26 protein-coding genes and 3 pseudogenes are annotated in these 24,301 nt (G+C 66.8%); 11 read left to right on the top strand and 18 right to left on the bottom strand.

The genetic code is table 11. From position 1 onward, the window contains the following. Positions 1-21: 21 nt before the first annotated feature. The 9 genes from K9S39_RS04800 to K9S39_RS04760 form a co-directional block, all read right to left on the bottom strand. Entirely contained in the window at positions 22-696 is a 675-nt protein-coding gene (locus K9S39_RS04800; protein WP_248862120.1) for a hypothetical protein, read from the bottom strand. Then, a complete protein-coding gene (locus K9S39_RS04795; RefSeq protein ID WP_248862119.1) occupies positions 693-1,718 on the bottom strand; it encodes a DUF3179 domain-containing protein in 1,026 nt (341 codons plus the stop codon). Before K9S39_RS04795 ends, K9S39_RS04800 begins: the two co-directional genes overlap by 4 nt. Before the next feature lie 102 nt (positions 1,719-1,820). Then, on the bottom strand, positions 1,821-3,671 hold the full coding sequence (locus K9S39_RS04790; protein ID WP_248862117.1) for a glycoside hydrolase family 15 protein: 1,851 nt from the start codon (positions 3,669-3,671) through the stop codon (positions 1,821-1,823). Between the two features lie 2 nt (positions 3,672-3,673). Continuing rightward, positions 3,674-4,501 carry an SDR family oxidoreductase gene (locus tag K9S39_RS04785; RefSeq protein WP_248862115.1) on the bottom strand — a complete coding sequence of 276 codons (828 nt, stop codon included), beginning with the start codon at positions 4,499-4,501 and terminating at the stop codon, positions 3,674-3,676. Positions 4,502-4,544: 43 nt separating this feature from the next. Continuing rightward, on the bottom strand, positions 4,545-5,024 hold the full coding sequence (locus K9S39_RS04780; RefSeq protein ID WP_248862114.1) for a hypothetical protein: 480 nt from the start codon (positions 5,022-5,024) through the stop codon (positions 4,545-4,547). Positions 5,025-5,126: 102 nt separating this feature from the next. Continuing rightward, entirely contained in the window at positions 5,127-5,804 is a 678-nt protein-coding gene (locus K9S39_RS04775; protein WP_248862112.1) for a haloacid dehalogenase type II, read from the bottom strand. A gap of 55 nt (positions 5,805-5,859) precedes the next feature. Next, entirely contained in the window at positions 5,860-6,129 is a 270-nt protein-coding gene (locus K9S39_RS04770; RefSeq protein WP_248862111.1) for an anti-sigma factor family protein, read from the bottom strand. 50 nt (positions 6,130-6,179) lie between these two features. Continuing rightward, a complete protein-coding gene (locus K9S39_RS04765) occupies positions 6,180-6,737 on the bottom strand; it encodes an RNA polymerase sigma factor (RefSeq protein WP_248862109.1) in 558 nt (185 codons plus the stop codon). After that, complete coding sequence (locus K9S39_RS04760; protein WP_248868588.1) at positions 6,734-7,516, bottom strand: class I SAM-dependent methyltransferase; 783 nt, start codon at positions 7,514-7,516, stop codon at positions 6,734-6,736. Before K9S39_RS04760 ends, K9S39_RS04765 begins: the two co-directional genes overlap by 4 nt. 17 nt (positions 7,517-7,533) lie before the next feature. Between K9S39_RS04760 and K9S39_RS04755 the strand changes: the two are divergent. From K9S39_RS04755 to K9S39_RS04745, 3 genes and pseudogenes are all read left to right on the top strand, one after another. Continuing rightward, positions 7,534-7,758 (top strand): annotated as a pseudogene (locus K9S39_RS04755) (SOS response-associated peptidase family protein); the annotation flags it as partial. 86 nt (positions 7,759-7,844) lie between these two features. Beyond that, positions 7,845-8,102: a hypothetical protein gene (locus tag K9S39_RS04750; RefSeq protein ID WP_248862107.1), complete on the top strand. Its 258-nt coding sequence runs from the start codon at positions 7,845-7,847 to the stop codon at positions 8,100-8,102. Between the two features lie 8 nt (positions 8,103-8,110). Beyond that, positions 8,111-8,479 (top strand): PIN domain-containing protein, encoded by a 369-nt coding sequence (locus K9S39_RS04745; protein WP_406708121.1) that lies wholly within the window; start codon positions 8,111-8,113, stop codon positions 8,477-8,479. A 16-nt stretch (positions 8,480-8,495) separates the two neighbouring features. On the opposite strand, the gene K9S39_RS04740 is transcribed toward K9S39_RS04745, so the two are convergent. The 8 genes and pseudogenes from K9S39_RS04740 to K9S39_RS04705 all read right to left on the bottom strand — a co-directional run bounded on the left by K9S39_RS04740 (position 8,496) and on the right by K9S39_RS04705 (position 13,938). Beyond that, complete coding sequence (locus K9S39_RS04740; protein WP_248862104.1) at positions 8,496-9,635, bottom strand: MmyB family transcriptional regulator; 1,140 nt, start codon at positions 9,633-9,635, stop codon at positions 8,496-8,498. A gap of 46 nt (positions 9,636-9,681) precedes the next feature. Further along, positions 9,682-9,975 (bottom strand): annotated as a pseudogene (locus tag K9S39_RS04735) (3-oxoacyl-ACP synthase); the annotation flags it as partial. Between the two features lie 87 nt (positions 9,976-10,062). Beyond that, entirely contained in the window at positions 10,063-10,467 is a 405-nt protein-coding gene (locus K9S39_RS04730; RefSeq protein WP_248862102.1) for a helix-turn-helix domain-containing protein, read from the bottom strand. Then, positions 10,464-10,928, bottom strand: coding sequence for a hypothetical protein (locus K9S39_RS04725; protein WP_248869223.1), 465 nt, complete (start codon positions 10,926-10,928; stop codon positions 10,464-10,466). The genes K9S39_RS04730 and K9S39_RS04725 overlap by 4 nt, the downstream gene beginning before the upstream one ends. 17 nt (positions 10,929-10,945) lie before the next feature. Further along, positions 10,946-11,137, bottom strand: a pseudogene (locus K9S39_RS41975) (WhiB family transcriptional regulator); the annotation flags it as partial. Next, positions 11,134-12,111, bottom strand: coding sequence for an N-6 DNA methylase (locus K9S39_RS04715; protein WP_248862100.1), 978 nt, complete (start codon positions 12,109-12,111; stop codon positions 11,134-11,136). The pseudogene K9S39_RS41975 and the gene K9S39_RS04715, both read right to left, overlap by 4 nt. Beyond that, positions 12,111-13,409, bottom strand: a complete 1,299-nt coding sequence (locus K9S39_RS04710; protein ID WP_248862098.1) for a ParM/StbA family protein — start codon at positions 13,407-13,409, stop codon at positions 12,111-12,113. The genes K9S39_RS04715 and K9S39_RS04710 overlap by 1 nt, the downstream gene beginning before the upstream one ends. Before the next feature lie 58 nt (positions 13,410-13,467). Further along, positions 13,468-13,938, bottom strand: a complete 471-nt coding sequence (locus tag K9S39_RS04705; protein WP_248862096.1) for a hypothetical protein — start codon at positions 13,936-13,938, stop codon at positions 13,468-13,470. Positions 13,939-16,071: 2,133 nt separating this feature from the next. Between K9S39_RS04705 and K9S39_RS04700 the strand changes: the two genes are divergently transcribed. Next, positions 16,072-16,377, top strand: coding sequence for a hypothetical protein (locus K9S39_RS04700; RefSeq protein ID WP_248862094.1), 306 nt, complete (start codon positions 16,072-16,074; stop codon positions 16,375-16,377). A 111-nt stretch (positions 16,378-16,488) separates the two neighbouring features. Continuing rightward, complete coding sequence (locus K9S39_RS04695) at positions 16,489-16,983, top strand: SLOG family protein (RefSeq protein WP_248862093.1); 495 nt, start codon at positions 16,489-16,491, stop codon at positions 16,981-16,983. Between the two features lie 88 nt (positions 16,984-17,071). Here the strand turns inward: K9S39_RS04695 and K9S39_RS04690 are convergent, their stop codons facing one another. Beyond that, positions 17,072-17,407 carry a histone-like nucleoid-structuring protein Lsr2 gene (locus K9S39_RS04690; protein ID WP_248862092.1) on the bottom strand — a complete coding sequence of 112 codons (336 nt, stop codon included), beginning with the start codon at positions 17,405-17,407 and terminating at the stop codon, positions 17,072-17,074. 208 nt (positions 17,408-17,615) lie between these two features. Between K9S39_RS04690 and K9S39_RS04685 the strand changes: the two genes are divergently transcribed. The 6 genes from K9S39_RS04685 to K9S39_RS04660 all read left to right on the top strand — a co-directional run bounded on the left by K9S39_RS04685 (position 17,616) and on the right by K9S39_RS04660 (position 24,289). Then, a complete protein-coding gene (locus tag K9S39_RS04685; RefSeq protein WP_248862090.1) occupies positions 17,616-19,469 on the top strand; it encodes a DHH family phosphoesterase in 1,854 nt (617 codons plus the stop codon). Between the two features lie 20 nt (positions 19,470-19,489). After that, positions 19,490-20,293: a CPBP family intramembrane glutamic endopeptidase gene (locus K9S39_RS04680; RefSeq protein WP_248862088.1), complete on the top strand. Its 804-nt coding sequence runs from the start codon at positions 19,490-19,492 to the stop codon at positions 20,291-20,293. A gap of 181 nt (positions 20,294-20,474) precedes the next feature. Continuing rightward, positions 20,475-20,867, top strand: coding sequence for a hypothetical protein (locus K9S39_RS04675; RefSeq protein ID WP_248862086.1), 393 nt, complete (start codon positions 20,475-20,477; stop codon positions 20,865-20,867). A gap of 313 nt (positions 20,868-21,180) precedes the next feature. Next, positions 21,181-21,336 carry a hypothetical protein gene (locus K9S39_RS04670; RefSeq protein ID WP_248862083.1) on the top strand — a complete coding sequence of 52 codons (156 nt, stop codon included), beginning with the start codon at positions 21,181-21,183 and terminating at the stop codon, positions 21,334-21,336. A gap of 870 nt (positions 21,337-22,206) precedes the next feature. Beyond that, positions 22,207-24,048: a DNA primase family protein gene (locus tag K9S39_RS04665; protein ID WP_248862081.1), complete on the top strand. Its 1,842-nt coding sequence runs from the start codon at positions 22,207-22,209 to the stop codon at positions 24,046-24,048. Between the two features lie 7 nt (positions 24,049-24,055). Continuing rightward, positions 24,056-24,289, top strand: coding sequence for a hypothetical protein (locus tag K9S39_RS04660; protein WP_248862079.1), 234 nt, complete (start codon positions 24,056-24,058; stop codon positions 24,287-24,289). Positions 24,290-24,301 lie beyond the last annotated feature (12 nt).

Genomic DNA, 24,301 nt, shown 5'->3' with positions numbered 1-24,301 from the left:
TACGGATCGCCCTTCGCAAGCTCACTGTCCGAGTCGGCGACGCTCCCCCCCGCTGTCGTCCGTCGCCGGGCGCATACTGAGCCGGGATGCGCCCCACACCAGAGTGCCGATCAGCAGCAGAAGCGTGAGCGGATAGAAGACTGGGCGCAGTGGGATCAGTACCGGCAGGAGCGCCGCAGCCGCGCCGCTGCCGAGAACGAGCAGGAAGGTCGGTACGCAGCAGGCGAATCCCAGCAGGAAGGCAGGGAGTACAGCGAGCAGCCGCGCGTACCTGGGGCGTCGGCAGGAGGCCGCCTGCCGGGCCGCGAGCCCGGCGACCGCGACATTGCACCCGACCAGCGCGGCCACGATCGTGCCGAGCAGCAGGTTGATCGGGCTGACGAACACCGCCACGTGTTGAGTGGGATGTACTGCGAGCACCGGCTCGAACAGGTACGGCGCCCGGGCTCGGAACAGCTGCTCCCACGCGGTTTGGAACACCGGGACGCCCGTGAACCGGCCCGAGGGCGACACCACGAGATCACCGATGGACGCCAGGTACGCGAGCAGCACTACAGCGGCCCCGACCAGCCCGATGCGCCGGTGGCGGCGCACGGCAAGGGCTGCGCGCACCCGGCGGGGCGTCACCACGGCTGCGGCGACCGTGGCGTCCCAGGCGTCGCCGACCCGGGCGACGGCCGTCAGCACCTTGTTCATTGCCGCACCTGGGTGTTCGGGTAGAACGCGTACCACGCGAACCACATGGAGTCGAGGAAGTCGGCAGGCTGCCACCGGTCGCCGACGCGCTGGAAGACCCGAGCGGTGTCGAGCTGGTCGTCCCACCGTGCAACCACCTCTCTACCTCCCACTGTGGCCTGCACGGTCTTGGCCTTACGGACGAGGTCCTTGTCGATCGCCAGCCGCTGCTCGCCGGCCCGCACGCCGATCACGACCTCCTTGTCCGGGAGGCGGTCATTCATTGCCAGCACCGGGAAGAGCGGGCCTCCCTCGACGTAGTAACCGCTCTGTGGCGCATAGGAGCCGTACGGATCGCTGCCGTAGTCGCGCAGGGCGCCAGTGTCGGTGGACAGCACGCGGGTATCGGGGTGCGCCGCCCGCCACTCCTTCCAGGTGCTCCACACCAGCGGGAGCGTGTCGAGCCGCTGTCCTTTGAGTGGTCCGCTGATCGCGGTGCCGAGCAGTTGCGGCCACTCCGAACCGGTCTGCCGGTCGTACATCAGCAGGTTGGAATTGACGAGTTTGCCGGGGGTGCCGAACGTCAGCTCAGGCATGCCGGGCGGACTGGAGAACCCGATCACCGTGCCGGTGAGCGGGCAGTAGGTGACTGTCAGCGGCTCGCCGGCCACGGTGTCGTTGACAATCTCGTGCCACACCAGCACCTGCTGGGGGTAGGCCCAGACCTCACCGCGGTACTCCAGCCCGAAGACCGGCTCTTCGTCCTTGAGGAAATCCGCGTCTTGCGCCGGGACGAACTTCGGCCGGTCGATGGAGGGAATCCCGTCCTTGCCCGGACCGCCGGAGACCGCGGCGCCGGCCAGTGTCTCCAGCGATGGGTCCTGACCGGGCTGCACAACCGAGGGCGAGTCGGCGGGGCGGTCCGAGATGGCCTGCCAGCCCAGGATGCCTCCGCCTAGGAGCAGGCCGACGAGCCCCCCGATCACACCGGCCCCCTTGAGGACCTGCCGACGGTTCGGCTTGAGATGCTGCTGGCCGGTCACCGGACATCACCCCTGACCCGCCCGGATGCGAGTGATGCCCAGGGAACCCGCCGACCCGCCTGCGGCCTTCCCGAATCAGCCGGCTCGGTCGCGTGCCCGGGCCTATGGTGACCCGTCGGCGTCCGGAGGCGGTAGTGCGCCGTAGGCATGGTCGATGGCGGCGGCTGCGTTGATCAGTCCGATGTGGCTGAAGGCCTGCGGGAAGTTGCCGAACAGTTCACCGCTGCGCGGATCGATCTCCTCGGCCAGTAGTCCGAGGTCGTTGGCGAAGCCGGCGACCCGATCGAAGAGAGCCTTCGCGCGATCGGGCTGGCCCGCTTGGGCGAGGGTGGAGGCGAGCCAGAAGGAGCAGAGCGCGAAGGTGCCCTCCTTGCCCATGAGCCCGTCGATGCTTCGGTCGCCGGTCACCCGGTAGCGCAGCACGAGCCCGTCTTCGGTCAGCTCCTGGGCGATCGCCTCGATCGTGGCGTACATGCGCTCATCGGTGGCAGGCAGGAATCCGTACAGCGGCATGAGCAGGGCGGCGGCGTCGAGTTCGTCGGAGTCGAACGCCTGGGTGTAGGCGCGTCGTCGCTCGCTCCAGCCGCGTTCGAGCACCGCCGCGCGGATACGGTCCCGCTCGGCCGCCCACGCTCCGGTACGGGCGTGTCGTCCCAGGCGCGGAGCGAGTTTCACCGCCCGGTCGAGCGCCACCCAGCACAGCACCTTCGACGACAGGTGGTGCCGCGGTGTGCCGCGCATCTCCCACATCCCGACGTCCGGCTTCGTCCAGCGGCGCGCCGCGGTGTCCGCCAGCTCCGCCGCGAAACGCTGGATTTCCGGGTGCAGCTCTCCGAGCCGTTCCCGGTACAGGTGCAGCGCGTTCAGCAGTTCCCCGTAAACGTCGAGTTGGGTCTGCGCCCACGCCGCGTTGCCCACCCGCACCGGGCGGGAGTCCAGCCATCCGCGCAGATGGGGCAGTTCGCGCTCGGACAGGTCGTGCTCGCCGCCGACGCCGTACATGATCTGCAGCGACGAGTCCGCCCCGGCGCTTCCGCCTGCGGAGCTGGTCATGAAGGAGACGAAGTCGGCCGCCTCGTCGGGGCACGAGCCGTGGTAGAGGGCTTCCAGGGTCAGGCTCGCATCGCGGATCCAGGCGTAGCGGTAGTCCCAGTTGCGTTCGCCTCCCACGGTCTCGGGCAGGGAGGTCGTCGGTGAGGCGACGATGGCGCCGGTCGGGCGGTACGTCAGCCCCTTGAGGACCCGGGAGGACAGCAGCACCAGGTCGTGGTGCGGGCCCTGGTAGATATCGTGCTCCCCCTCCCAGGAACGCCACGCTTCAACGGTATCGGTAATCCGCGCAGTCACCCGCTCGGGAGCGGTCGGCTCCGGTGGGGCCACTTCCGGGGGTGCCCACACGAGGGAGAAACCGAGCCGCTGCCCGGCTGCCACGCGCAGCCTGGCGCGGGCACAGGCGTCGCCGGCCTCCAGTGGGACGGGCGAGCGAACGGCGATCTGGTTCGGGCCGCCGAAGGTGCGTGCCCCGCCGTCGGTGAGGCGCAGCAGCGGCCGAACGAGACCGTACTCGGGGCGGGGCACCAGGTCGACGTCGAACTCGACCTCGCCGCGCAGTCCCTCGACCTCGCGCAGCAGCTCGTGCGGCGGACTCATGCCCAGCTCGTGGCCTCGCTGTCCCTCAGAGACGGCGAGCGCGTCGCGCAGGTGCGCCGCGCCGGTGGCGGTGGTGAACGTGGTTTCGATGACCAGGGTGCCCGGCAGGTAGCGGCGCGTCACGTCGAACCGGCCCGTCGGGGTGATCGACCAGTGCCCGGCGTCGGGGTCGAGCAGACGCGCGAACAGCGCCGGGCTGTCGAAGCGCGGCACGCACATCCAGTCGATCGACCCACGCCGGTCGACCAGGGCGGCGGAGCTGCCGTCGGCGAGCATTCCGTAGTCGGCGATCCGCGTGGACATGGCTAGACGAACCTCGGGTAGAGCGTCATGCCGCCATCGACGAACACGGTCGAGCCGACGATGTAGTCCGCTCGTTCGGACGCGAGGAATGCCACCACGCCGGCGACATCGGACACCTTGCCCCACCGCCCCAGCGGGATCTCGTCCTCGACTGTCTTGCGTCGCTGCGGGTCGGCGAGTACGTCCTTGTTGATCGGGGTCTCGATCGCCCCAGGCGCCACGGACAGCACCCGGATGCCGTGCGGGGCGAGCTCCCGCGCGATGCTCTGGGCGAACATCCGCTGTCCGCCCTTGGACGCGCAGTAGTGGGAGTACTCGGCCCAGGGAATCGTCTCGTGGACGCTGGTGATGTTCACGATCGCGCCGCGTGAGCCCCGCTCCAGCATGATCCGCGCCGCCTCCCGGGAGCACAGAAACGTGCCGGTGAGGTTGACGTCGATCACCTTCTGCCACCACTCCAGTTCCATGTCCACGAGCCGGAACGGGCGCTCGATGCCGGCGTTGTTGACCAGAAGGTCGAGCCCGTGGAAGGCGCCGGCCGTCCGGGCGAACGCCCGCCGCACCTGCTCCTCCTGGGTGACATCCATCGGCAGTGTGATCGCCTTGCCGCCCGCGCTCTCGATCTTGCGGACCATCGCCTCGGCGACCGTCGAGTCCCCCACGTGGTTGATCGCCACGGCGGCGCCGTGGGCGGCGAGCCGATAGGCGATCGCCTGCCCGATCCCGGAATCCGCACCGGTCACCAGGGCTTTACGCCGGTCCAGCAACCGCCTCTCGGGCGGCTCCATCGCGAACACATCAGCGGTGTCGGTCGTGGGGTTGTTGGTCACAGCGATCTCCCAGTGATTCCGGCGGCGAGGTACGAGAGCCCGTCTACATCAGCGCGGCGTAGACGAGGGCGACCACCAGGCCGTAGATCAGGTGCCCCATCAGCAGGCCCATCGGCGTGCCCTTGCCGTAGCCGATCCCCATGATTCCCGGAAGATCCAGGCGGAAGCCGTCGCCGGAGCCGCGCATCCGTGGGTGGAACGCGCCCATCATGGGCAGTGCGATCACGCCGACAAGCAGGCCGTGGATCAGGCCGACCACCAGGCCGGCCAGCCAGCTGGCCGAGCCGATCCAGTGGAAGACAGCGGCGTAGATCAGTCCGAAAACCACGGTGCCCATGACCACGAAGTGCATGATCATGCCCAGCATTCGTGCCCGGCGTTCGTCTCCGGTCATCATCCCGCCGGTGATGAGCGCGATGTCCATGGATGTCATCCCCATGACCCTGCCCATCATCATCGCGGCCGTCATGGCGACGGTGCCCACCAAACCGGCCAGCAGTGCCGGGCCAACCGCGAAGTCCATTGCCCTCAGCCCTCTCGTCCAGGGAGCGGGGATTCCCCACCTCCGCTGGCCGCACAGCGACTGGGGAAAGGAAGGGTCACCGTCTGCGCGGCCCGAGAGCGGCTATGTGAGTGCTGCCGCGAGTTCCCGCAGGTCCTCGGCCGTGTACGTAGGAGACAGCATGACCTCCGGATAGGTCGGTACACCCCGCCGCAGCCATGCTCCGCCCAGTCCCGCGCGCTGCGCGCCGTCGATGTCCCACGGATGGACGGCGACCAGCACGGCCTGGTCAGCCCGCACGCCCATCTGGTCCACGGCGTACCGGTAGGCGGCGTGGGCGGGCTTCCAGCGGCGAGGCCCGCTCACGTCCAGCAGTGCCTCGAAGCAGTCCAGGAGCCCGGCTCGGGTCAGGAGCCGCTCGGTGAGGGCTGAGCGGCCGTTGGTCATGGTCACCAGCCGGAATCCCGCACCGTGCAGAGTGCGCACGCCATCGGGGACATCGGGGTGCACCTCAAGCTCGGCGAACCCGTCCAGCACGTGGCGTGCCGCTTCCTCGGCATCCCCGGACCATCCCGGCAGGCTGGGCAACAGTGCGCGAAGGCCGTCCCGGGCGACGTCCGGAAAGTCCGCATAGGCTCCGGCAGCGGTGAGTGCGAAGCCGTCACGCAGCACGCCGGCGAACCATACGGAGAACAGGTGTGGAGGAGCGCCGATTTCTTCCAAACGGGTCCGTAGCGGTCCCATGTCGCTGAGGGTCTCGTTGACGTCGAAAACCAGCACTTGAGCATTCTGGCTCGGCACTGTCTCCTCCATGAGGTCAGGGCATGCAGGTCTGAACAGGTTTTCGTCTGCCCCCTCAGGCGCCCGCCGGCGGTGTGGCGCTCTCTCCCCCTCCTCCATCGTCCCCGGCAGCCGGGTTCATGAGCGATTCACCGAACGCGCGCAGCCGCTGCACGGCCCCGGCATCCGGTTCCACCCGGCGGGCCAGGGCGTTGTGGATCTCCCGGTAGACCGACGCCTCAAGGCCGCAACGACGGCAGTCCTTCAGATGTGCCGCGACCCGGCGTGCGGTGATCTCGTCCGTCTCGCCGTCGAGGTAGGACTGCAGCAGGCGGGCGACCTGCATGCAGTTCATCCTGCGCTCGGCCGCTGAACGTCGCCACCATGGGCGCCTTGTCACATCACACCTCGTTTCGGTGCCAGTCCGGCCGTGGCCAGTCGGCCCCGTATCCGTTTGCGCGCCCGGTGCAGCCGGCTCATCACGGTGCCTTCCGGCACGTCCAGCAGGCGGGCGGTCTCCGCATAGGTGAGACCGTCGATGTCCACCAGCTGCACCACCTGCCGGTGCTTGTCCGGCAGCGCGCACAGGGCCTCGTCGACCACCTCGTCGAACGCTTTGCCCACCACTACTTCTTCCGCGGACCCGCTGGCGCCCGTGGTGCCGAGCCGGTCCAGGTCGGTGTCCGGGTCGTCCAGGAGATGCGGACGGCGGCGGCGGTGCCGGTTGATCTCGGCCCGACGCATGATCGTCAGCAGCCAGGCGCGCGGGTGTTGCCCGTCGAAGCGGTCGATGGACCGGTAGGCGCGCAGCAGAGTGTCCTGCACGAGGTCCTCGGCGTCGGCGGGCTGCGAGGTCAGCGTCATCGCCACCCGCAGCAGCACCTCCACCTCGGGCAGCACGTAGGCAGCGAACGCCTTGGCCCGAGGGTCCGCCGGGTCCGGCGACGCTGTCACTTCGTCTTCCACACAGCAGAAACCCCCTGTCGGGACGTGTGCATTCCATCCGCTGGTGGGAGGCGTGGGGCCATGACCGGCGGTGCTCCGGAAACGGCCGCCGTCGGTGACTGGCCAGGAGGGTAGAGCGGGCCGACGGCACGGCGAGCATCAGGAGAGGTACGACCGTACCTGAAGTCATCCAAGGTGCTGTCCGACCCGGGCCCCCGGGTCGTCGCAAGAACACGGCGCAGCGGCAGGGGCAGCGTCTGTCCGCCGCGCACCCACTCGGCGAGCGCCCGCTTGACCGCGTCCCCGCGTTCGGGACTGAGGCCGAGCAGATAGAGGCCGTCCACCAGGACGGCCGCGTCCTCGGGCGTCTCCAGTACGAGGGTGAAGACGCGACGCTCGTCGGACCGGACCCTGAATCCGGCCTGCCGCAGCACCTTGGCCACGGAGTCGCGCGCCTGCGGGTTGGGCCAGGGCTGACGGACCACGCCGAGGGAACGCATGACCCGGGCCCAGCCCAACAGCCCCGGCGGGTCAAGCCCGAGGCGGGCCGGGACGAGAGCCGCGAGCATCCCACCGGGGCGCAGCACCCGCTGGATCTCGTCGAGCACCCGTGGCAGCGGGGTGAGCACCGGCAGGCACATCGACGCGCAGACAGCACCGACGCTCCCCGAGGCCATGGGCAGGGCGTCGGCGCCGGCCCGGACGAGCGGGCCCCGGCCTGCCCGGGCGGCCGCGGCGAGTTCCCCCGGCGAAGAGTCCACACCGACCCAGCCGGCATCCGGAAGCAGTGGCCGCAGGGGAAAAGGCTGCCGGACGCGTCCACCCCCGTATGCCGCTTGCCATCGCTCCCGACGATTGGAGCGCCTGGCTTGACCCCACCCACCAGGACACCGGCGAGCTGCGCGCCCTGCTGGCAGCCCCAGCCGCCGGCCATCTGGACGCCCGTGCGGTATCTGTGGCGGTCAACAACGTACGCAACAAAGGCCCGCACCTCCTGGACGAAATCGGCGAGGACCACGCCGAGGCGTGAGTCCGGGACCATCTCCTGGCCCAGCGGAATACCGTAGGGTACGGGTACGTACCCGTACCCTATGAGGCATGGGAAGGAGCCTGACGATGTCCGATGCCAATATCCGCCTCCCTGAGGAGGCCAAGGAGCGGCTCGCTGCGATTGCGGCCGCCGAGGGCCTGTCGCTGCGCGCTTACCTGGCCCGCCTGGCCGAGACGCTGCTTACGCCGGCCGAGCGTGCCGAGCGCGCGGAGAAGGCCCGCATCGTGCTGGAGAAGTGGAACGGTTATGCCCCGACCACGGCAGAGGAACAGGACCTGGACAGTGAACTCGACCGGCGTCTGGCGCAGGTGACCGGCCGGTGAGCGACGCCATGCACATCGTCTTGGACGAGACCGCGATGGCTGCGGCCGGCCAGGGCAACGTCCTCGCCTCCCGTCTCATCCACCGAGCCCATGCCGAGGCGGACTGGTACCTGTATGCGCCCTCCTGCGCACTGGTGGAAGCCGATCGCGGACGGCCTGGCACGGCCGAGCACCTGGCAGCCCTGCCCGGCATCACCGTCCTGGACCTGGACCTGCCCGCCGCCCTGGCCGTGGCGCAGCGGGACACGTGGGCCGCGGCCCACTGCCAGTACGCCGCGCAGCCCACTCCCGAGCGCCCCGACGGCGCGATCGTTGCCACCACCGCACCGAAGCGATGGGACGGTGAGCCGGTCCGCATCCTGGACCTCAACGCCTGACCGCTGAAGACGGGGTCTATTCCTTCCACGAGATGGTGGTGGATGGTTCACCGTCAGTCTCGGTGGTAACGAGTACACGTTCCACGGAGTGGGTGACGAAAGCGCGTTGGATCTCTGCGGGTAGGTCGTGGTCCCACTGGTGGCGGGCGTGGCGTGGTGAGACAGGAAAGGGCTGGTGGATCTCGCCGCCTTCGGCGAGCAGGATTTCCTGTGCGAGGTGGAGTTTGCGCAGGGATTCGGCAGTGAAGACGCGGTCGATGAGGGCTTGAGCGACGCGACTTTCCAGAAGCTCCATCCCGATCGTCACGCAGTTGTCAGGGCACTGGTAGTGATCAACGTTGGTGGTGAGGTTGAGGTTGCAGGCACCGCACCGGGCGATGCCGGCCAGGAGTGCTTCGTCACCGGTGGAAGCCGGTTGTTGTAGCGCGGCGGTGGGCTCTGGGGTGGAGCGGCGTGTCAGGGTTTGGGGGATGAAGTCCACGGTGAGCGGATCTGGTCGGCTGGCGGGGACCATGAGCACGCATTCCCAGATGACGTAGGGCCCCTGGGCCGTGCGCCAGACGAGACACTGTCCGTCGGGTTGGCCGGCATCAGGGCAGGCCGTCTCCCACAGCCCTGAGGGAAGGCCCGCCCGAAGAGACTGCAGTTCTGGGGCGTCGGGGTCGGCGGTCAGCGCGTCTCGCAGTGCAGTGGCGTAGGCGGCTGCGGCGTCCTCCCAGTTCGCCAGGCGATGCCGGGCCTCCTCCTGGAGCAAGACCCATCGCAGCAGGCTCGACCCGGGAGCGGCGCATTCCGGCAGTTGGTCGGCGAAGAACCGGTTGCAGTCCACCACGCGCCAGGTGTGGTCGACGACGAGCGCGGGATAGGGCTTCTGGTGCAGGAGGGCACGCTCACCGTCGGACAGAGGGGTTCCCGGGAAAGCGAAACAAGAGCGTTGGTCCTTCGGGATATTCAATGCGTCGAGAACGGCGGAGAGTGCGCGACTTCCTGGCCAACCGCGGCTCGATTCCAGCATGGTGTAACGAAGTTCAGAGATTCCCGCGGCCTGGGCGACCTGCGCAGCGGACAGCCCCTCTTGCATGCGGTAAGAGAGGAGAGCTTCATTGATGCTGGTGGAGATCGCGTCTTTTCCTTCAGGTGGTGGCGGAGGAGACACCCCGGTGTCCAGGCAGCGGCCCGTGCGAGGGAAGCCGTGGTAAGGCTCAGTCGGCCTGGTTGTGCGTCTCGGTGTAGCGGCGGAAGGCGAGGACGGCATTGTGGCCGCCGAATCCGTAGGAGTTGCTCAGCACCAGATCCCCCCTCTCTGGCAGGGGCCGCGGTGCGCCGGCGACGATGTCGAGGTCAATGCCGTCGTCCGGGTTGTCGCAGCCGATCGTCGGCGGGATCAACCGGTGGTTCAAAGTCAGGACGGTGGCGACCGCCTCCACCCCGCCGGCAGCACCTTGGAGGTGGCCCAGAGCGCCCTTGGGCGCCGTGACGGGTATGTTCGCGCTGGCTCCGAACACCTTGAAACGCCAGCGGCGATTCGAGTTCCTGCTGGTGAACCTTGAGAAAGTGGCCTCTGACATCAGGGCAGCCGCTCCCTACTGATCTTCGGACGTTCTGAACCGGCTCAGCCGGGTCACTCCGCTGACTCGTTCGAGTTCGCTGGCCAGTCGGGCATTTTCAATGGTCAGCAAGCGGATGTAGTCCTCGTAGGCGTGGACGTGCCGGGTGAGTTCGTCCTTCTCCCGACGGAGCCGGGCAATGGTCTTGCGGTCGTTCGCGTCGTCCTTGGGAGGACGCAGTGGGCGAGTGCGGCGTTCGGCGTCGCGGGTCAGAAAGTCGGCGACGACGTTGCCGAAGTCCCGGTAGAGCGTCTGGCGCTTGATGCCGAGCCGGTCGGCGAGAGCGGTGACAGTGGCTGCCTTGCCTGTCTCTGCGGCCTGGGCCAGCAGTTCTGCGACGGCTTCGTGGACGGCCTCGTCGGTGAGCGTGTGCTTCCTCATGCCGGTGTTCCTGCCGGTTCCGAGGCGTCGGCGCGGGTGAGGAAGGCGAGGATGTCCTCGCGTTCTTCTTCGAGGCGGGCTCGGGCTCTGGGGGCTAGCACGTCGGCGGCCTTGAGCCGTGTGTCGATGTCGTCCAGGCGGTCGTGCCAGGCTTGGATGTTGGCGATGGTCAGGGCGACGTTGCGGCAGCTGAGGGGCTTGCACCCGCCAGGGTTGGGTGTGTTGCTGACCTCGCCTGGCAGGCGGCAAAGACGCCGGGCTGGATTGTCGGTGCAGGTGACGAAGCGGCCGGGATAGATCCGCGGGTCGTTGCGGGCCATGAGCTTCTTCATCTGCTCGTCGTTGGGGGTCTTGCCGAGGAAGCGGACGCGGTCACCGAACTTCTCCAGCCGCATGCGGGCCTCGTCCGTGGATGGTCCGCGCAGCTGCTTGTGTTCGTGCCGGTCGACCATCGAGGACAAGCCCTGCGCTCGTCGTGCTCCAGGCCCAGCTCAAGGCACTCCTGACGGACCGGACAAGCACCGCAGATCTTCTTCGTCTTGAGGGTGGACCCGCCGCCCTTGAAGAAGATCTCGGGGTCCTCGCCGATGCATCGCGAGTGCGCGCGCCAGGCCGGCGCGTCGTCGCTCTCGACGTCAGAGAGATCGGTTCGTTCTTGCGTGATCGTCATCGCTGCACCTCCAGAGCATCAGTGGGTTTTTCGGTGGTCCCCTGAGGCATAGTGATGATCAGCCGCCGTGATCCATTGACCGCCCGGGCCAGCCTGAGCTTCCGGCCCCAACCGCCCAGGACATGAGCGGGAGCGGGCCACGACTTGAAGGCCTCCAGCGTGAGGACGTCGCGACGGCGCACCACCGCGGGGATGTGCAGCAGCGTCAGTTGGACGTAGATCATGTGCATGGCCTGCGGTGCTATGTCCTCTGCCGTCACATGCAGCTGCGTCTGTGGGTTCAGGCCGTGCTCGAGCATCGCCTGCGACAGAGCAACCATGAACGCGCCCGCGCCGCAGCTGGGTTCATACACATTGGCGAAGCCATCCCTCTGCACCTGCTCGACCACCGAGTCGATCTGCATCTCGGCCATCAGCTGGGCGATGTCGTAGGGCGTGTAGTACTGGCCGAGCCGCTCGTTGCCGAGCTCCAACTCCATGTAGAGGCGGCCGAGTACGTCGCAGGGCTCGCGCTCCATCTCCGTGGTCACCAGCGCCAGGGCGTGCACGAAGCGGTCCAGCTCTGTTCTGCTGTAGCGGCCGGCGATCTGGAGGTACTGCCCTTCGCGCGCTTCCCAGGCCTCGCTCCCGCGGACATCCACGGCGTTGCGCAGAGCCAGCGCCGCCATCTCGACGAAGTTGTCGAAGACTTCGCTCATCCGCTTCGCGCCGGTGTTCGCCGCCAGCAACTTCACGATCTCGCGGTAGCCGCTCATGCGCCCCCGCTCGGGGCTGCTCTTCGAGCCGACCGTGAGGACTGCGGCGGAGCCCGGAAGCTCCTCATCCGACCCGAGCAGCTTCCGCCGGGCCTGCTCGCGAAGCAGAACCAGCGCCCCATCGCGGATGAACGTGAGCGCGATCTCGTCCGACAACTCGATGCGGCTGCTGATCTCTTCGACCTCGGCCTTCGAGGCCGCATCCAGTGCCTCACACATCAGGCCACCTCCTTACTGCGCATCCCCGCGGGCTTCGCGGCGAGGGCCTGCTGCTCGACGTGACGAGCCGCGATGTACAGGCCCTCGCGGTTCAGGTGCCGCGAATAGCTCGAATCGAGGTAGAGCACGGGCACGTCGCCTGCGGCCTTCAGCAGCGCCGGGTGCAGCAGGTGCTTGATCGGACCCGAGCCACCGCCGTAGACGTAGACGACCTCAGTCGTCGCGCCGGCCTGGGAGAGGACGTCACCAAAGGAGGAGACGATCTCGTCGACCAGGTAGCTGGCCTCATCCTCGACGAAGCCGGCGGCACGCTGGTGACGGTTCCTCACCAGCACCGACGGCTCCGCGTGGAGGAAATCCGCCAGCTGCTTGCGCGAGGAGAACTGCAGCGTGGCGTCCGACTCGCTCATACGCTCCATGGCGTTCATCAGCGCGGTGCCATAGCCCTCGTCGAGCGTGGCAGCCGCCTCAGGGTTGAACCGACCGTCGGTGAAGACCGGGAAGTTCACAGTGCCCTCGCCGACGTCGACGCCGATGGTGTTCTGCACCGCCACCAGGTCAGACGCCGAGACGCCCTCCACGAGGGACGCGTCACGGGCGCGCAGATCATCGAGCAGGGCCTGGGCGAGCGGCTCGCCCTTGTCGGTGATGGCGAACTGAGCGGAGGCACCCTCGGCCATCACCTGGACGTCGACGAATTCCAGGCGCACCGAGACCGGGGTGCTGAAGTTCTTGATCGTCACCAGGTGCACCGCGGGGTCGGAGCTGCCCAGCAGACCGATGAACTCGGCGGCGTAGGCGTGGCGGCGCGCGACGAACTCGGAGATCGGCAGCGCCAGGCCGGCGCGCACCTGCACGCGCAGCTCGTGATCGGGCAGCGCGCCGTTCTCGCGGACGTAGTCGCGCAGGGCCTTCGCGGCGAAGACACCCAGGACCAGAACCTTGCTCAGCTCCTGATCAGCCTTGGAGTGCTTGCCCAGCACCTCGAACTCGGTGAACTTCGAGCCGCGCACGCTCAGCGCCGCCCGGCCGAAGATCCGGCGGTCGGACGCCGCCACCAGGGAAGTAGTGAGCGAGCAGTCAATCTGGTTGTAGAAGTCGCCAGCCAGCACGGATGCTGCATCCGCGTCGGGGAGTGGCACCTTCGGCGAGGTGCGAGAGGTCGAGACGACCGCGCTGGGCAGATCGAGCTCGTCGAAAGTCCCCTGCTTCGTGTTCTGGATGACGCCCTTGACGTAGCCGTTGCCGACGTCGATGCCGCCGGTGAGAGTGATGATGTCGTTGCTGTTGGCGCTCATGAATTCGGTCCCTCGGTGTCTGCGTTGTCTGCCTGGAAAATGAAATTCACCGCGTCACTCAGCGCCGAGTACTCGCCATGATTTCGTCGATGGATGCCTGCTTCGGCGGCTCCGGCGGTGCGCTGGGGGCGCTTGCCGCGGGCTCCTCGGCCGTCTCAATCGGTGCGGGAACCGGCTCGGGCTGGGCTACCGGCGCTGGTGCTGCGGTCTCGACGACGGCGTCGGCCTGGTCGGTGACCACGGGCTGCGGCTGCGGCTGAACCGGCCGGGCGGCCGGACGGCGCTCGGCTGTTGCTTCGTCGTCCTCGCGTTGCTCGGTGATCTCCAGCGGTGGCCGGCCGCGACGCGGCAGCTGATCGACGGGCTTGTAGAAGACGTCGATGTACCCGTCGCGCTGAATGGACTCCCGAATGAGCAGTCGAATCGACTGCGAGATGTCCGCCTGCTCATTGAGCCACTCGATCACCGAGGTGTCGGCAGCGGGCACGGTCCAGCGGACCTTGCGAGGTTCACCCGACTGATTCGCCATTGCACTCACCTCGCCCTGTCACTCGCTCCTGCACTTCATCCGGTCGTTCGCCGGATGTCTCTCGTTCTGTCATATGGACGCACCGCCCTTCGCGTTTCCTCTCGAATGCGAATCGATGCGAGTCCACTCTAGTGTCCCTGTCGAGTCCTATGCAAGTCCCATTTGATACACGAGTGAGGCACCATTGAAGTCCCTGTCGAGTGCTGGCAGGGACACCTGCGAGACGCCGCAGTGCCCCCGCCTGGGGCGGCCGCGCGCAAGCCGCCGGCATCATGCGCCTATGAGCCCCACCTGTGACACGGCAAGTGCTCACCCGGGACACCTGTGCGACACCTGCGGTACCGACACTGATCCAGAAGAGGCGCAGCGAAGTACGAACGGCGTCCCTGTGGTGCCCCGGTCGTGTCTCCTGGGAGGCGCCAACCGACAGCCCTGCACAGGTGAGTCCTCCGAAGGCTCTGTGTGCGACGCCAGTGCGGCACTGTCGGGGCGCGTACGAGACACCGTGAGGACGTGCGCAGAACTCCAAGAGGTACACCGGCATCAGTCGGCGTCTTATCGGTGTCCCCGTCGAGTCTCGTTCGTGTACTGATGAGTCACCTCGGAGACGCGAGGGAGACGCTGTTTCATTGCTGTTTCATGGGGCCGAAAAGTCTGTCTGTACCCCTTGCCGAAGCCCGTCGGCGGGCACGGCAGCGCAGCCACGGAACGTCGGCGGAGCGAGATCAGCACAGCCGCCGGTGAGCCGTCGGCACGGTGCTGGCACAGCGCTGGTGCGACGGTTGGTACAGGGGCGTCATCGGGCCGTCATGGTCACGCAGAGGAGCGCAGAGGGAGGCAGAGGGAGAAGGAGCGAAAGGGGAGCAGTCCCCCGCACACAGCGAGCGTGCGAGGAACGACTTGCTTCCGCAGCAAAGGCCCGTGGGGTAGAGGAAGAGCAGAGGCATTTGCTGCAGAAGCAGCCCCTGGAGGAAGACGACAACGGCCCGATGACGCTGGAGCTGCTCGCTGTGCCCGATGGGCAACTGGTCGCAGCGGTCGGGCCTCTCTTCTTCCGATGCGTCCACGGGGTACCACCCCGGGCTCGCCGCGCAAGCGCGAGACGCGAGACGAAGCACAGCCCGGGGCCGGAACGTGCGTCGTCGACACAGTGCAGAACGCCCGCCTCGGACGCGGTGCATAAAGTGCTGGCACGCTGCCGCGGCAGCACCGGAGCGAGGTGAATCCACGTCGGTGCAGCCAGCACAACGCGACGGGGCGAGGCCGGCTGCGCCGCCGCAGCAAGCGGTGGAGCAGAGCGTTATCCACAGCCGAAGCGACGGTGTCGCGAGAGGACGGATCCGCTGCGCGGCGAAGGCTGTGCCGCCGACGGCAGCAGAGCGATGAACCGGGGCTGCGCCCCGTCAGGAGCAGACCCGTACCCCCGCCTCGCTCGTGCCTCACGAGGACGGATCAGCATGGGGGTACGGCCGTATCACGGACGGCAAAACAGCAGTACACCCAAAAGGCGCAATGACCAGGCGAAACGGCCAGACCCGTACCCCCGCTACGCGGAAGAAGGGGAGGGGTACGGGTCCAGAGGGTACGGACCGTTTCCCCTGATGTTCCAGGCTTCCGCTAACGCTCCAGCCGTGGAACAGCGAGGACGACGACAAGGAAGCAAAGGGCATAAGGGAACCTGATAACACGTGTCCTGCGGACCCTCGCTTCGCTCGTCCTCTCCGCTGCGCTCCGAGGACGTGTTAGTCGGCATAGCCGACGGGTTCCACCGCTCGCTTCGCTCGCCGGTCCGTCGGTCGCTGGCGCTCCCTCCGGCTATGCCCAGCGCTGCGCTTGAGAGAGGAAGCCCCACCACTGCCCCGCTGCAGTTGTCCACAGATATGGACAGCAGCAAAGGGTGCAGCAGTGGTGGATCGCCTGGCGCTGCGCGCCTGGCTCAGCGGGAAGTGACGACCCGCGCGACGGCTCGCCACGCGATCCATCCGGGAGCAGATCACGCCAACAAGATCTTCCGAGTCGTCAGCCAGCAAAGCTGGCACGGGAGCTGGGTCGAACATCGAGATCACACGGACCTCACCGGGGTCCGCACTCGATGGTCGCCACCCGCACCCGAGTCCACGAAGAGGCGCCACCATGACGCAGTCCCAGCCCGAAATCTCGCCCTACGACACCGGAGCCCGCTGCGAGCCGAAGTTGTGGCAACCGAACAATGAAGCGGTCGCCGAGGTGATGCGCTCCGGCGAAGCCGGGGACATCGGCAACGTCTACTTCACCAACGGCGAGAACAGCACCGTCGTCACCGTGCACGTCTCCCGCAGCGATGACGGGATGTACACCGTCCACCTCATGCCGATGTGTGATGGCGATCAGATCCGCGTCGAGCTCCACCGGGAGAAGGACCTGGCCGTCATCGAGCCCAGTACCAGTCGGCCGGTATGAGCCAGCGACATGCAGGCCGCCGCGCCTGTCCAGACATCGTGGCCACAGCTCTCGACTCCAGCTGTGGAGACCGCCGAGTCACAAGGAGAGGAGACTCGAATGATTGCTGAAATGATTTCAGAATCGTTCTCGCATGTCGTCCTGGTCACCGGTTCCCGCAGCTGGAACGACGAGCAGAGCATGCGCTCGGCGTTCAACGACGCCTGGCGCGACTGGGGAGCGGAGAACGTCACCCGGCCGGTGCTCATCTCGGGGCATTGCCCCGAGGGTGCCGACGCCATGGCCGAGCTGCTGTGGCGGGCCGCCGGCTTCGAGATCCGCACCTTCCCCGCCGCCTGGTCGGCTCATGGGAAGCGGGCCGGCTTCCAGCGCAACCAGGAGATGGTCGACGCCGCCCAGGTCTTCCGCGAGGCCGGGGCTCAGGTGCTGTGCACGGCCTTCCTCGACCTCTGCCGGAAGCCCGGATGCCCGCAGCGAGACCAGGAGCAGCTCATGCCGCATACGCCGGAGCACTTCTCGCACGGCACGATCCACTGCAGGGCTCGCGCGCGAGCCGCGGGGATCGTGACGGCCACCGTGATCCATCCGTCGCTGCCGCCGTTCTGAAGACGCACGAAGGGCCCTGCAGTGTGCTGCAGGGCCCTTCAAGGACGGATGGGAGGAGTCGGCCGGGAGGCGAACGCCAGGCTCAGCGCTACTTGCTCCGATCGATGTCGTGTGCCTCGTCATAGGCCTTCATGACTGTCTTCGGGATGCGTCCCCGTTCCGCGAACTCATAGCCCTCCTTCTTGGCCCACTCACGGATCTTGTCGCGCTCCTCGGCAGTCGTCTCGGGCACGACTCGCTTCTTGGGTGCCGGCTTCCCGGCTTTCCGGCTGACCTCCAGGTACGACTTCAGCGCATCCTCAAGGCCTTTCTGCTCCTCAGCGGTGAGGTCGACTTCGTACCAGGTGTCACCCAGGCCGAAGGTCACGGTAGCCGCATCCGGCTTACCACTGAGATCTGACTCGACAATGCTTCGAATGGCCATATCAGCGAGAGTAACTGATGCGCAAGGACCTTGGAAAGTCTGTCGCGGCCATTCGAGATAAGTGTGCCATTTAGAACCCGAATGAGACTCAGAAGAACTGCTAAACGAGCAGAAGGGGCGAATGTCACTGCTAAAATCACAGCAATATGAGGGGTGTTACATACCTCGTTCTCCACCGATCAACGACCCTGATCGAGAGGCCTCCACCATGTCCATACTCCATACCGTCGACGACCATTCGCTCACCGACGAGGACACCGACCTCTTCGAGCTGCTGTGCCAGCGCAGGGGGTGGTCGGATCAGTACCTGAAGGAGATCGAGTCCACCGAGCACGACGAGCTCCTGGGCCTGGCCGAGATGGTCGAGGCCCTTCATGACGCCCGGACCACGGGCAAGAAGATCACCATCGCCCCCGACTTCGACATGGACGGCATCTCCTCCGGTGTCCTCGGCTACGCCGGCCTGTCCGAGCTCGGCTTCGACGTCGAGCTGCACCTGCCCAACTACCGCCGCGGTCACGAGCTCACGCCCGAGGACATTGCCGAGATCCACGCGAAGTGGCCCGACACGCGGGTCCTGCTCACCTGCGATGGGGGGGTGAACTCCCACCGCGGTATCGCCGCCGCGCGTGCCCTGGGCTGGACGACGCTGGTGACCGATCACCACGAGGAGCTCGCGCCGGGCTCGACCGCGGACATCACCGTCGACCCGTGCCGGATCGACGAGACCTACGCCCACACTGGGATCTGCGGTGCCCATGTGCTCTACCAGGTGATTGAGGCCTACACCCGCGTGCACCGGTCCGAGAAGCTCTGGGAGATCCACCTGCTGCGCCTGTTCGCCGGCCTGGGCACCGTCTCCGACGTCATGCCCGTGCTGTACGAGAACCGCCAGCTGGTGCGTGATGCGATCTCGATTGCCCGCCTGCTGCGCGTCGCCGCGCCGAAGACGATCCCCAATCCCTGGGGTGGGTTCGACGCTGATCCCGATGCCATCGACGTCGAGCAGTCGATCCTGATGCAGCTGCTGCGCACCGAGCCGCACCACCCGGTCTTCCTCCGGGCCTTCGAGGGCTTCGCGATCGTGCTCAAGGCCTTCGCGCAGATCGGCAAGATCCGCGACGTCGACGACCTCGACGAGGGCTTCTTCGGCTTCTATCTCGCCCCGGCGATGAACAGCCCGCGCCGCACAGGGGCCTCGCTTGAGCCGTGCTTCGCGGTGTTCACGGCCGCCGGTGCTGACGTCAAGCTCAAGGTCGCCCACCAGGTGATCGAGAGCAACGAGCTGCGCAAGCAGCTGGTCATCGAACACATGGAAGAACTCACCACCGGGGACCAGCCGTTGGCCCCGTGGGTGTATTTCTCGGACGCCTACCCGGGCATGTACGGGCTGCTGGCCAACCGGATGATGGAGCTCAACGGCCACCCGGTCGTCGTCGTCAACCGGCCCGCCGGCCCAGACGATTTCGTCAGTGGCTCCGGTCGCGCGCCGGGGTGGTTCGACATCATCACCAGCCTGGAGCCGCACGACGGTCTCAGCGCCATCGGGCACCAGCAGGCCTGCGGCGTCCGCGTCGCGAAGGCCGAGAAGCTCGGCGACCTCGTCGCCGTGCTGCAGGAGGCCACCCAGGTCGCCCTGCTCGCCGTCAGCACCGATGGCCCGAACGGTGATCTCGTGCTCGGCCCGGACGCCGACTGCGACGCCGGCCTCGAGGACCTGCAGCCGTTGTTCGAGCTGGTGCGCCGTACCGAGGGGCTCAAGCCCTTCGGGCACGGTTTCACCGCTCCGGTCGTCGAGATCGCGGTCGAGCCCCTGGGCCTGCGCGTGGACCGGATCGGATCCGAATCGCAGCACCTGCGTCTGGTCACCCGGTCCGGCCTGTCCTGCCTGTGGTGGAACGTCGCCGAGGAGAAGTTCGACGTGCTCCGGGGCTTCGTGCAGCGCGCCAGCCGCACCGAGCTCGGGACGCTGCGCTTCACGGCGACGCTGCAGCTGAACACCTTCCGTGGCGACACCCGCGTCCAGGCCGTCATCAACGAGCAGATCACCACGGCTGCTTGAGCCCCGTAGAGGAGGAGACCTTGACGACGTCACCGATCACCTCGCGTCTGCTCGGCATCGGGTGGTGCGTCCTCGTGCCGTTCGCCGCCGTCGCGGTCTACCTCGGCCTCGGCACCTTCGCAGTCCTCCTCATCGGAGAGCCGATCGTTGCGACCGCCGTCCTGGGCATGCTCGTCGTCGTCCTGGTCGGTTCGATGAGGATCCAGCGGCCCCGGTGGCTCGCGCATGCGCCGGGGCCGCGGCCGAGGCCGGAGATCCCACGCTTCGGGTGGACCGTCCTCGGCTGCGCGGTCCTGGCCTTCCTCGCCGGCCAGTCGCTGGCCTTGTGGATCTACGTCACGGTCGGATCCGCCGGCTTCGACGCCTCGAAGCAGACCAGGCACGCGGCTGGAGCCCTGGCGACCCTGTTGCTCACCCTGGTCGCGGCTCCCGTGGGGGAGGAGGCCCTGTTCCGAGGGCTGATCTACCCGTTGCTGCGCAAGCGGGTGAGCATCCTCGTCTCAACGCTGGTCACCGCCGTGGTGTTCGGCCTGGTGCACGGCAACGCCGTGCAGTTCGCCTCGACCCTGCCGCTGGCGGTGCTCCTGGCCCTGGTCTACGAACGCACGCGCGTGCTGTGGCCCTGCGTGCTCCTGCACCTGGGCTTCAACCTCGCCGCGGCTCTCGTCCCGGCGCAGGCGCTCGGCGCTCTGGCGAACCCCGTCTCCGCGGTGTTCCTGTGCCTGGCCTTTGCTGGTTGTGCCTTGGGGCTCTACCTGCGGGTCGCCGGCGGGACTGCGCCAGGCGCAGTCCAGGGCGCGGGAGGCGAGTCCGCGATGCAGTGATCGAGGTACTCAGCCTCTTCTGAAAAGCGATGGTGCCCTCCCTGCGGGACCCGGCGGCCTTTCAGCCGCCGGTCCCTCGTGCGGAGGGCATGCTCGTGATGACCGGGGTTATCCGGTCACTGGGGGTGTGACTGAAAATAACTATTCAGTCATACTCATCAGGAGAGGAGAGGATCTCATCATGGCTATCGTCAGCACCTGCACGTACGACTCACGAGGAAAGCTCGTCCGTCCCGACGCGCTCGACATCAGCCGTGCGAAGATCCGTCTGGACCTCGACACTGGTGAGAAGCCCACCTTCGATCGCGGTCACACGCATGTCTTCGTCGTCTCCGACATGGGCGTCACGACCGAACAGGCCCGTGAGCGCGTGAACTCGAGGCTGCGCCGGTTCTTCGATCGCGCTGAGGCCGTTCGCGGCTTCCGCAAGATCACGATGAAGAAGAGCCAGAGCAAGAACCGGCTCAACCTCAACACCACGATTTCCTACGAGATCCTCTACGTCGTCGAAGCAGACGAGCGATCTCGTAGCCGCAGTTCCGAGTTCCCCAATGCGGGATACCAGCGAGGCTGAAGCACGGTCACCCCTGGGTGATTCGCGCCATCCACGCCTCGCACTCATCAGCACATGCAAAGAGGCCGGAGAGCTCCCTTCCCACGGGGATGCTCTCCGGCCTCTCTGTTTCCACGTTCCAGTGCAACATCGATCACCTGGCGTCAACGATAGCAGCTGTCGTGTATCACTCGCAATGAGCAGCGAATGTCAGTCCAATGCCCTCCCACCTCCAGTGGAGTCTCATGGGGGAACGACTCGGACGGAGTTCTGACTCGCGCTCGGAGGACGCGTCAGGAGCCTTCTGCGAGCCTCAGGACGCCGAGGATGTTTCATGCGGCTTCCAGTCTCGCTGAGGCTCGGCCGCGCTGCCTGGGAGCCGCACGGCGGCTCGGCGTGGAAGTCCGCCTCGTTGGTCGCCAGGGGGCTGGGCGCATCGAGCTGCCAGATGTACCACGAGACGTGGTACACCCCTGAAAACCGCGTCTGAACTGGGGAAACACCTGTACCGCGAGGCTCTTTCCCGCATCGGGTGTACCACGTGGGATCGCCGACGTGGTACGACGTTTTGTCTGGTCAACCAGTGTTTCCCGCCCATGTACCACGAGTACCACGTCTTTTTGACCGTTTACATAGGGGGCGCGTTCGGGAGCGATCCAGGCGGCTCCAGCCTCAGCTCACCAGTCTGCTCTCTTATCCCCCCTGCGCGTGTATCTAGTCTTCATTTCCTGGTGCAAGTGGTACAGGAGGTATATAAACCCCGCCTGACCTGGGCAAACACCTGTACCACGTAGAAAGTGCCACGTGGTACAGCTTGCTCTTGAACTCCCGGAATTTTCGCTCTGACCTGGGAAAACAGGTGTACCACGTCAAGTGGTACACGCTCGGTTACCCCTAGAGGGTATGTGGGCATGCGACTCTCGGGATCCTCCTGGAGAGCGTCCAGTCGATGCTCTGGTGGCAGCTGGCTCGACCGGTCAGAAGAACTCCTCCGAACCTCGACTGCGAGCCGGGCGGCTCACGCCGCCCGCGGGTGCGTGGTCGAGCACGAGAACCAGCGACTCCGTGGGGCATGTGCCCGACGGAGTCGCTGGTTCTCACGGCCCACCCAGGCTCGCGACGCGTGTGGCATGGCCGTGATGGTCGCGCGCTCTCTCCAGTCCCTGTCAGTGGCCCTTCCGGCCCTCCATTGGCCACCATTCAGGACCTCAGTCGACTCTCTTGTTGACTGATAGCTAAATCGTTGCAAAAGGGCACTCGGATGGAGTAGGGTCAAGATCACGTTCCATTCGATTACGAGTCCAATCGGCTTCCCACTCATCGCCGGCAGGAACTCGATCGCGATCGAGAAAGCAGCAACATGACGCCTCCTGATGCCCTCATGTCCGTACCTGCCGCCGGTTCCAGCGCCGGACCGCGCACCAACCCCGTCGCCGACGTCTTGGCCAGCGTCATGGGGTACTTCTCGAACCGCGACGACATGGCTCCGCAGAACGAGATCGTCACCTACGTCACCGCCGCCTACCTCGACCAGATCGACCCGACCGATCCTCCGACGCCTCGCGTGCTGGAGAAGGAGCTGCTGGCGATTGTGGGCGGCGTCATCAAGGCCGAGAACTTCAAGGCGGCCGTGGCCGCCGAGAAGTACCCCCTGCCGAGATATCTGACGTACTGGCAAGTCGCGCAGATCCTCCTGCGTCTGCACCACGTCATCCGCATCGCGCCCAACGCCAAGGACACCGACCGCGAGTACGACCTGCTGGCGATGTACCAGGCCACCGGCCGCGCGCGTGGGACGTACACCACCAGCGAGGACGACATCCGCACCACGGCGCGCATGTACAACACCCAGCTGACCCTCAAGGAGTTCGCCGAGGTCCTGGCCGTTTTGCGCGAGGACAGCCCGCGCCGGCACCAGAGCACGAGCCGCGACTTCATCGCCGCGCGCAACGGCATCGTCTTCTACGGAACCGAGCCGCTGGACGTCACGATCTTCGGCAAGGACTTCCACTTCGAGCCCAAGCAGGTCCACCCTTTCGACCCCGCCATCGTGCTGCTGACCAAGAACGACGTCGACTACGTGGACGACGCCCCGCAGCAGGTCATCACGCACCCCGAGGACGGAGATTGGGAAGTCGTCGCCTGGATCGAAGAGCTCTTCGACCAGCCCGGTGACGAGGGCCTCGCCGACCTGATCTGGGAGATCATCGGCGCGATCATCCGGCCGCACGTGCGCTGGGGCAAGACCGCCTGGTTCTACTCCGAGCAGGGCAACAACGGTAAGGGCACGCTCTGCGCGCTCATGCGCAACCTCGTTGGCAGCGGCGCGCATACCTCGATTCCGCTCTCGGACTTCGGCAAGGACTTCGCGCTCGAACCGCTGGTGCGCGCCAACGCGATCATCGTCGACGAGAACGATGTCGGCACCTTCATCGACAAGGCGGCCAATCTGAAGGCGATCGTGACCAACGACGTCATCCAGATCAACCGCAAGTACCGAATGCCGATCGCCTACCAGTTCTTCGGCTTCATGGTCCAGTGCCTGAACGAGTTCCCGCGCGTGAAGGACAAGTCCGAGTCGTTCTACCGCCGGCAGCTCTTCGTGCCCTTCACCAAGAGCTTCACCGGAGCCGAGAAGAAGTACATCAAGGACGACTACCTCCAGCGCCGCGAGGTCCTGGAGTACGTCTTCTGGTACGCGATCAACCGTGCCGGCGCGTTATCTCCAGGTGACTACTACCAGCTCTCAGAGCCGGTGGCCACCAAGGAAGTCCTGGCCGAGTACAAGGAGACCAATGACCCCGTGCGCGCCTTCTGGGAAGAGTTCCGCGGGCGGCTGGTCTGGGACCTGGCACCGTTCACGTTCCTCTACGACCTGTACAAGGCCTGGCACCGCGACGTCTCGCCGTCGGGATCGCCGGTGAGCAACAAACAGTTCATCACTGACCTCGTGGCGATCGTCCGGCCGGATGCCCTGTGGCACTGCCCGGACAAGAACCGCAAGATCCGGCCCGGCCAGATGATGAGCAACCCCGAGGTGCTCATCGCCGAGTACGAGCTGAAGAAGTGGATGCACCCGAGCTACACCGGCAGCGACCTGAAGAAGAAATCCCAGCCGACGCTGCAGGCCAACTACCGCGGACTGCTCCGGCAGACGGGCGCATCCGCCCCGACCGACGACACCACTGACGAACAGGACTGATGCACCCATGGCCAAAACTGCTGGCGCACTCGGCGAACTCACCCAGGCCGTACTCGAACTCGCCCGCGGCCAGGGCCGCCTGATCACGGCGATGTCCGACGTCGCGTGCGAGCAGCGGATCACCAACCTCATCGTCCGCTCGCAGATCACGGCAGACCCCGTGGAGAAGGCCCGGCTCATGAGTGAGGCGTCCCGGCGCATGGATGCCTCGCGCCGGCGCTCTCCTCACGACTCCGTCTGAGGTCACGCGCGC

The organism is Streptomyces halobius (genome assembly GCF_023277745.1).
In the GTDB taxonomy this organism is placed as follows: Bacteria; Actinomycetota; Actinomycetes; order Streptomycetales; family Streptomycetaceae; genus Streptomyces; species Streptomyces halobius.
The sequence above is the reverse complement of the archived record's forward strand: the minus strand, read 5'-3'. Positions and strand labels throughout refer to the sequence as shown.

Bases quoted from the DNA above. Each gene is read 5' to 3' on its own strand.
- K9S39_RS04770 (WP_248862111.1), bottom strand. From the start codon at position 6,129: ATGCAGGTCGCCCGCCTGCTGCAGTCCTACCTCGACGGCGAGACGGAC.
- K9S39_RS04660 (WP_248862079.1), top strand. From the start codon at position 24,056: ATGGCCAAAACTGCTGGCGCACTCGGCGAACTCACCCAGGCCGTACTC.
- K9S39_RS04675 (WP_248862086.1), top strand. From the start codon at position 20,475: ATGGCTATCGTCAGCACCTGCACGTACGACTCACGAGGAAAGCTCGTC.
- K9S39_RS04710 (WP_248862098.1), bottom strand. From the start codon at position 13,409: ATGAGCGCCAACAGCAACGACATCATCACTCTCACCGGCGGCATCGAC.
- K9S39_RS04690 (WP_248862092.1), bottom strand. From the start codon at position 17,407: ATGGCCATTCGAAGCATTGTCGAGTCAGATCTCAGTGGTAAGCCGGAT.
- K9S39_RS04670 (WP_248862083.1), top strand. From the start codon at position 21,181: ATGCGGCTTCCAGTCTCGCTGAGGCTCGGCCGCGCTGCCTGGGAGCCG.
- K9S39_RS04715 (WP_248862100.1), bottom strand. From the start codon at position 12,111: ATGTGTGAGGCACTGGATGCGGCCTCGAAGGCCGAGGTCGAAGAGATC.
- K9S39_RS04705 (WP_248862096.1), bottom strand. From the start codon at position 13,938: ATGGCGAATCAGTCGGGTGAACCTCGCAAGGTCCGCTGGACCGTGCCC.
- K9S39_RS04695 (WP_248862093.1), top strand. From the start codon at position 16,489: ATGATTTCAGAATCGTTCTCGCATGTCGTCCTGGTCACCGGTTCCCGC.
- K9S39_RS04780 (WP_248862114.1), bottom strand. From the start codon at position 5,024: ATGGACTTCGCGGTTGGCCCGGCACTGCTGGCCGGTTTGGTGGGCACC.
- K9S39_RS04665 (WP_248862081.1), top strand. From the start codon at position 22,207: ATGACGCCTCCTGATGCCCTCATGTCCGTACCTGCCGCCGGTTCCAGC.
- K9S39_RS04790 (WP_248862117.1), bottom strand. From the start codon at position 3,671: ATGTCCACGCGGATCGCCGACTACGGAATGCTCGCCGACGGCAGCTCC.
- K9S39_RS04730 (WP_248862102.1), bottom strand. From the start codon at position 10,467: ATGAGGAAGCACACGCTCACCGACGAGGCCGTCCACGAAGCCGTCGCA.
- K9S39_RS04700 (WP_248862094.1), top strand. From the start codon at position 16,072: ATGACGCAGTCCCAGCCCGAAATCTCGCCCTACGACACCGGAGCCCGC.
- K9S39_RS04800 (WP_248862120.1), bottom strand. From the start codon at position 696: ATGAACAAGGTGCTGACGGCCGTCGCCCGGGTCGGCGACGCCTGGGAC.
- K9S39_RS04750 (WP_248862107.1), top strand. From the start codon at position 7,845: ATGTCCGATGCCAATATCCGCCTCCCTGAGGAGGCCAAGGAGCGGCTC.
- K9S39_RS04685 (WP_248862090.1), top strand. From the start codon at position 17,616: ATGTCCATACTCCATACCGTCGACGACCATTCGCTCACCGACGAGGAC.
- K9S39_RS04745 (WP_406708121.1), top strand. From the start codon at position 8,111: ATGCACATCGTCTTGGACGAGACCGCGATGGCTGCGGCCGGCCAGGGC.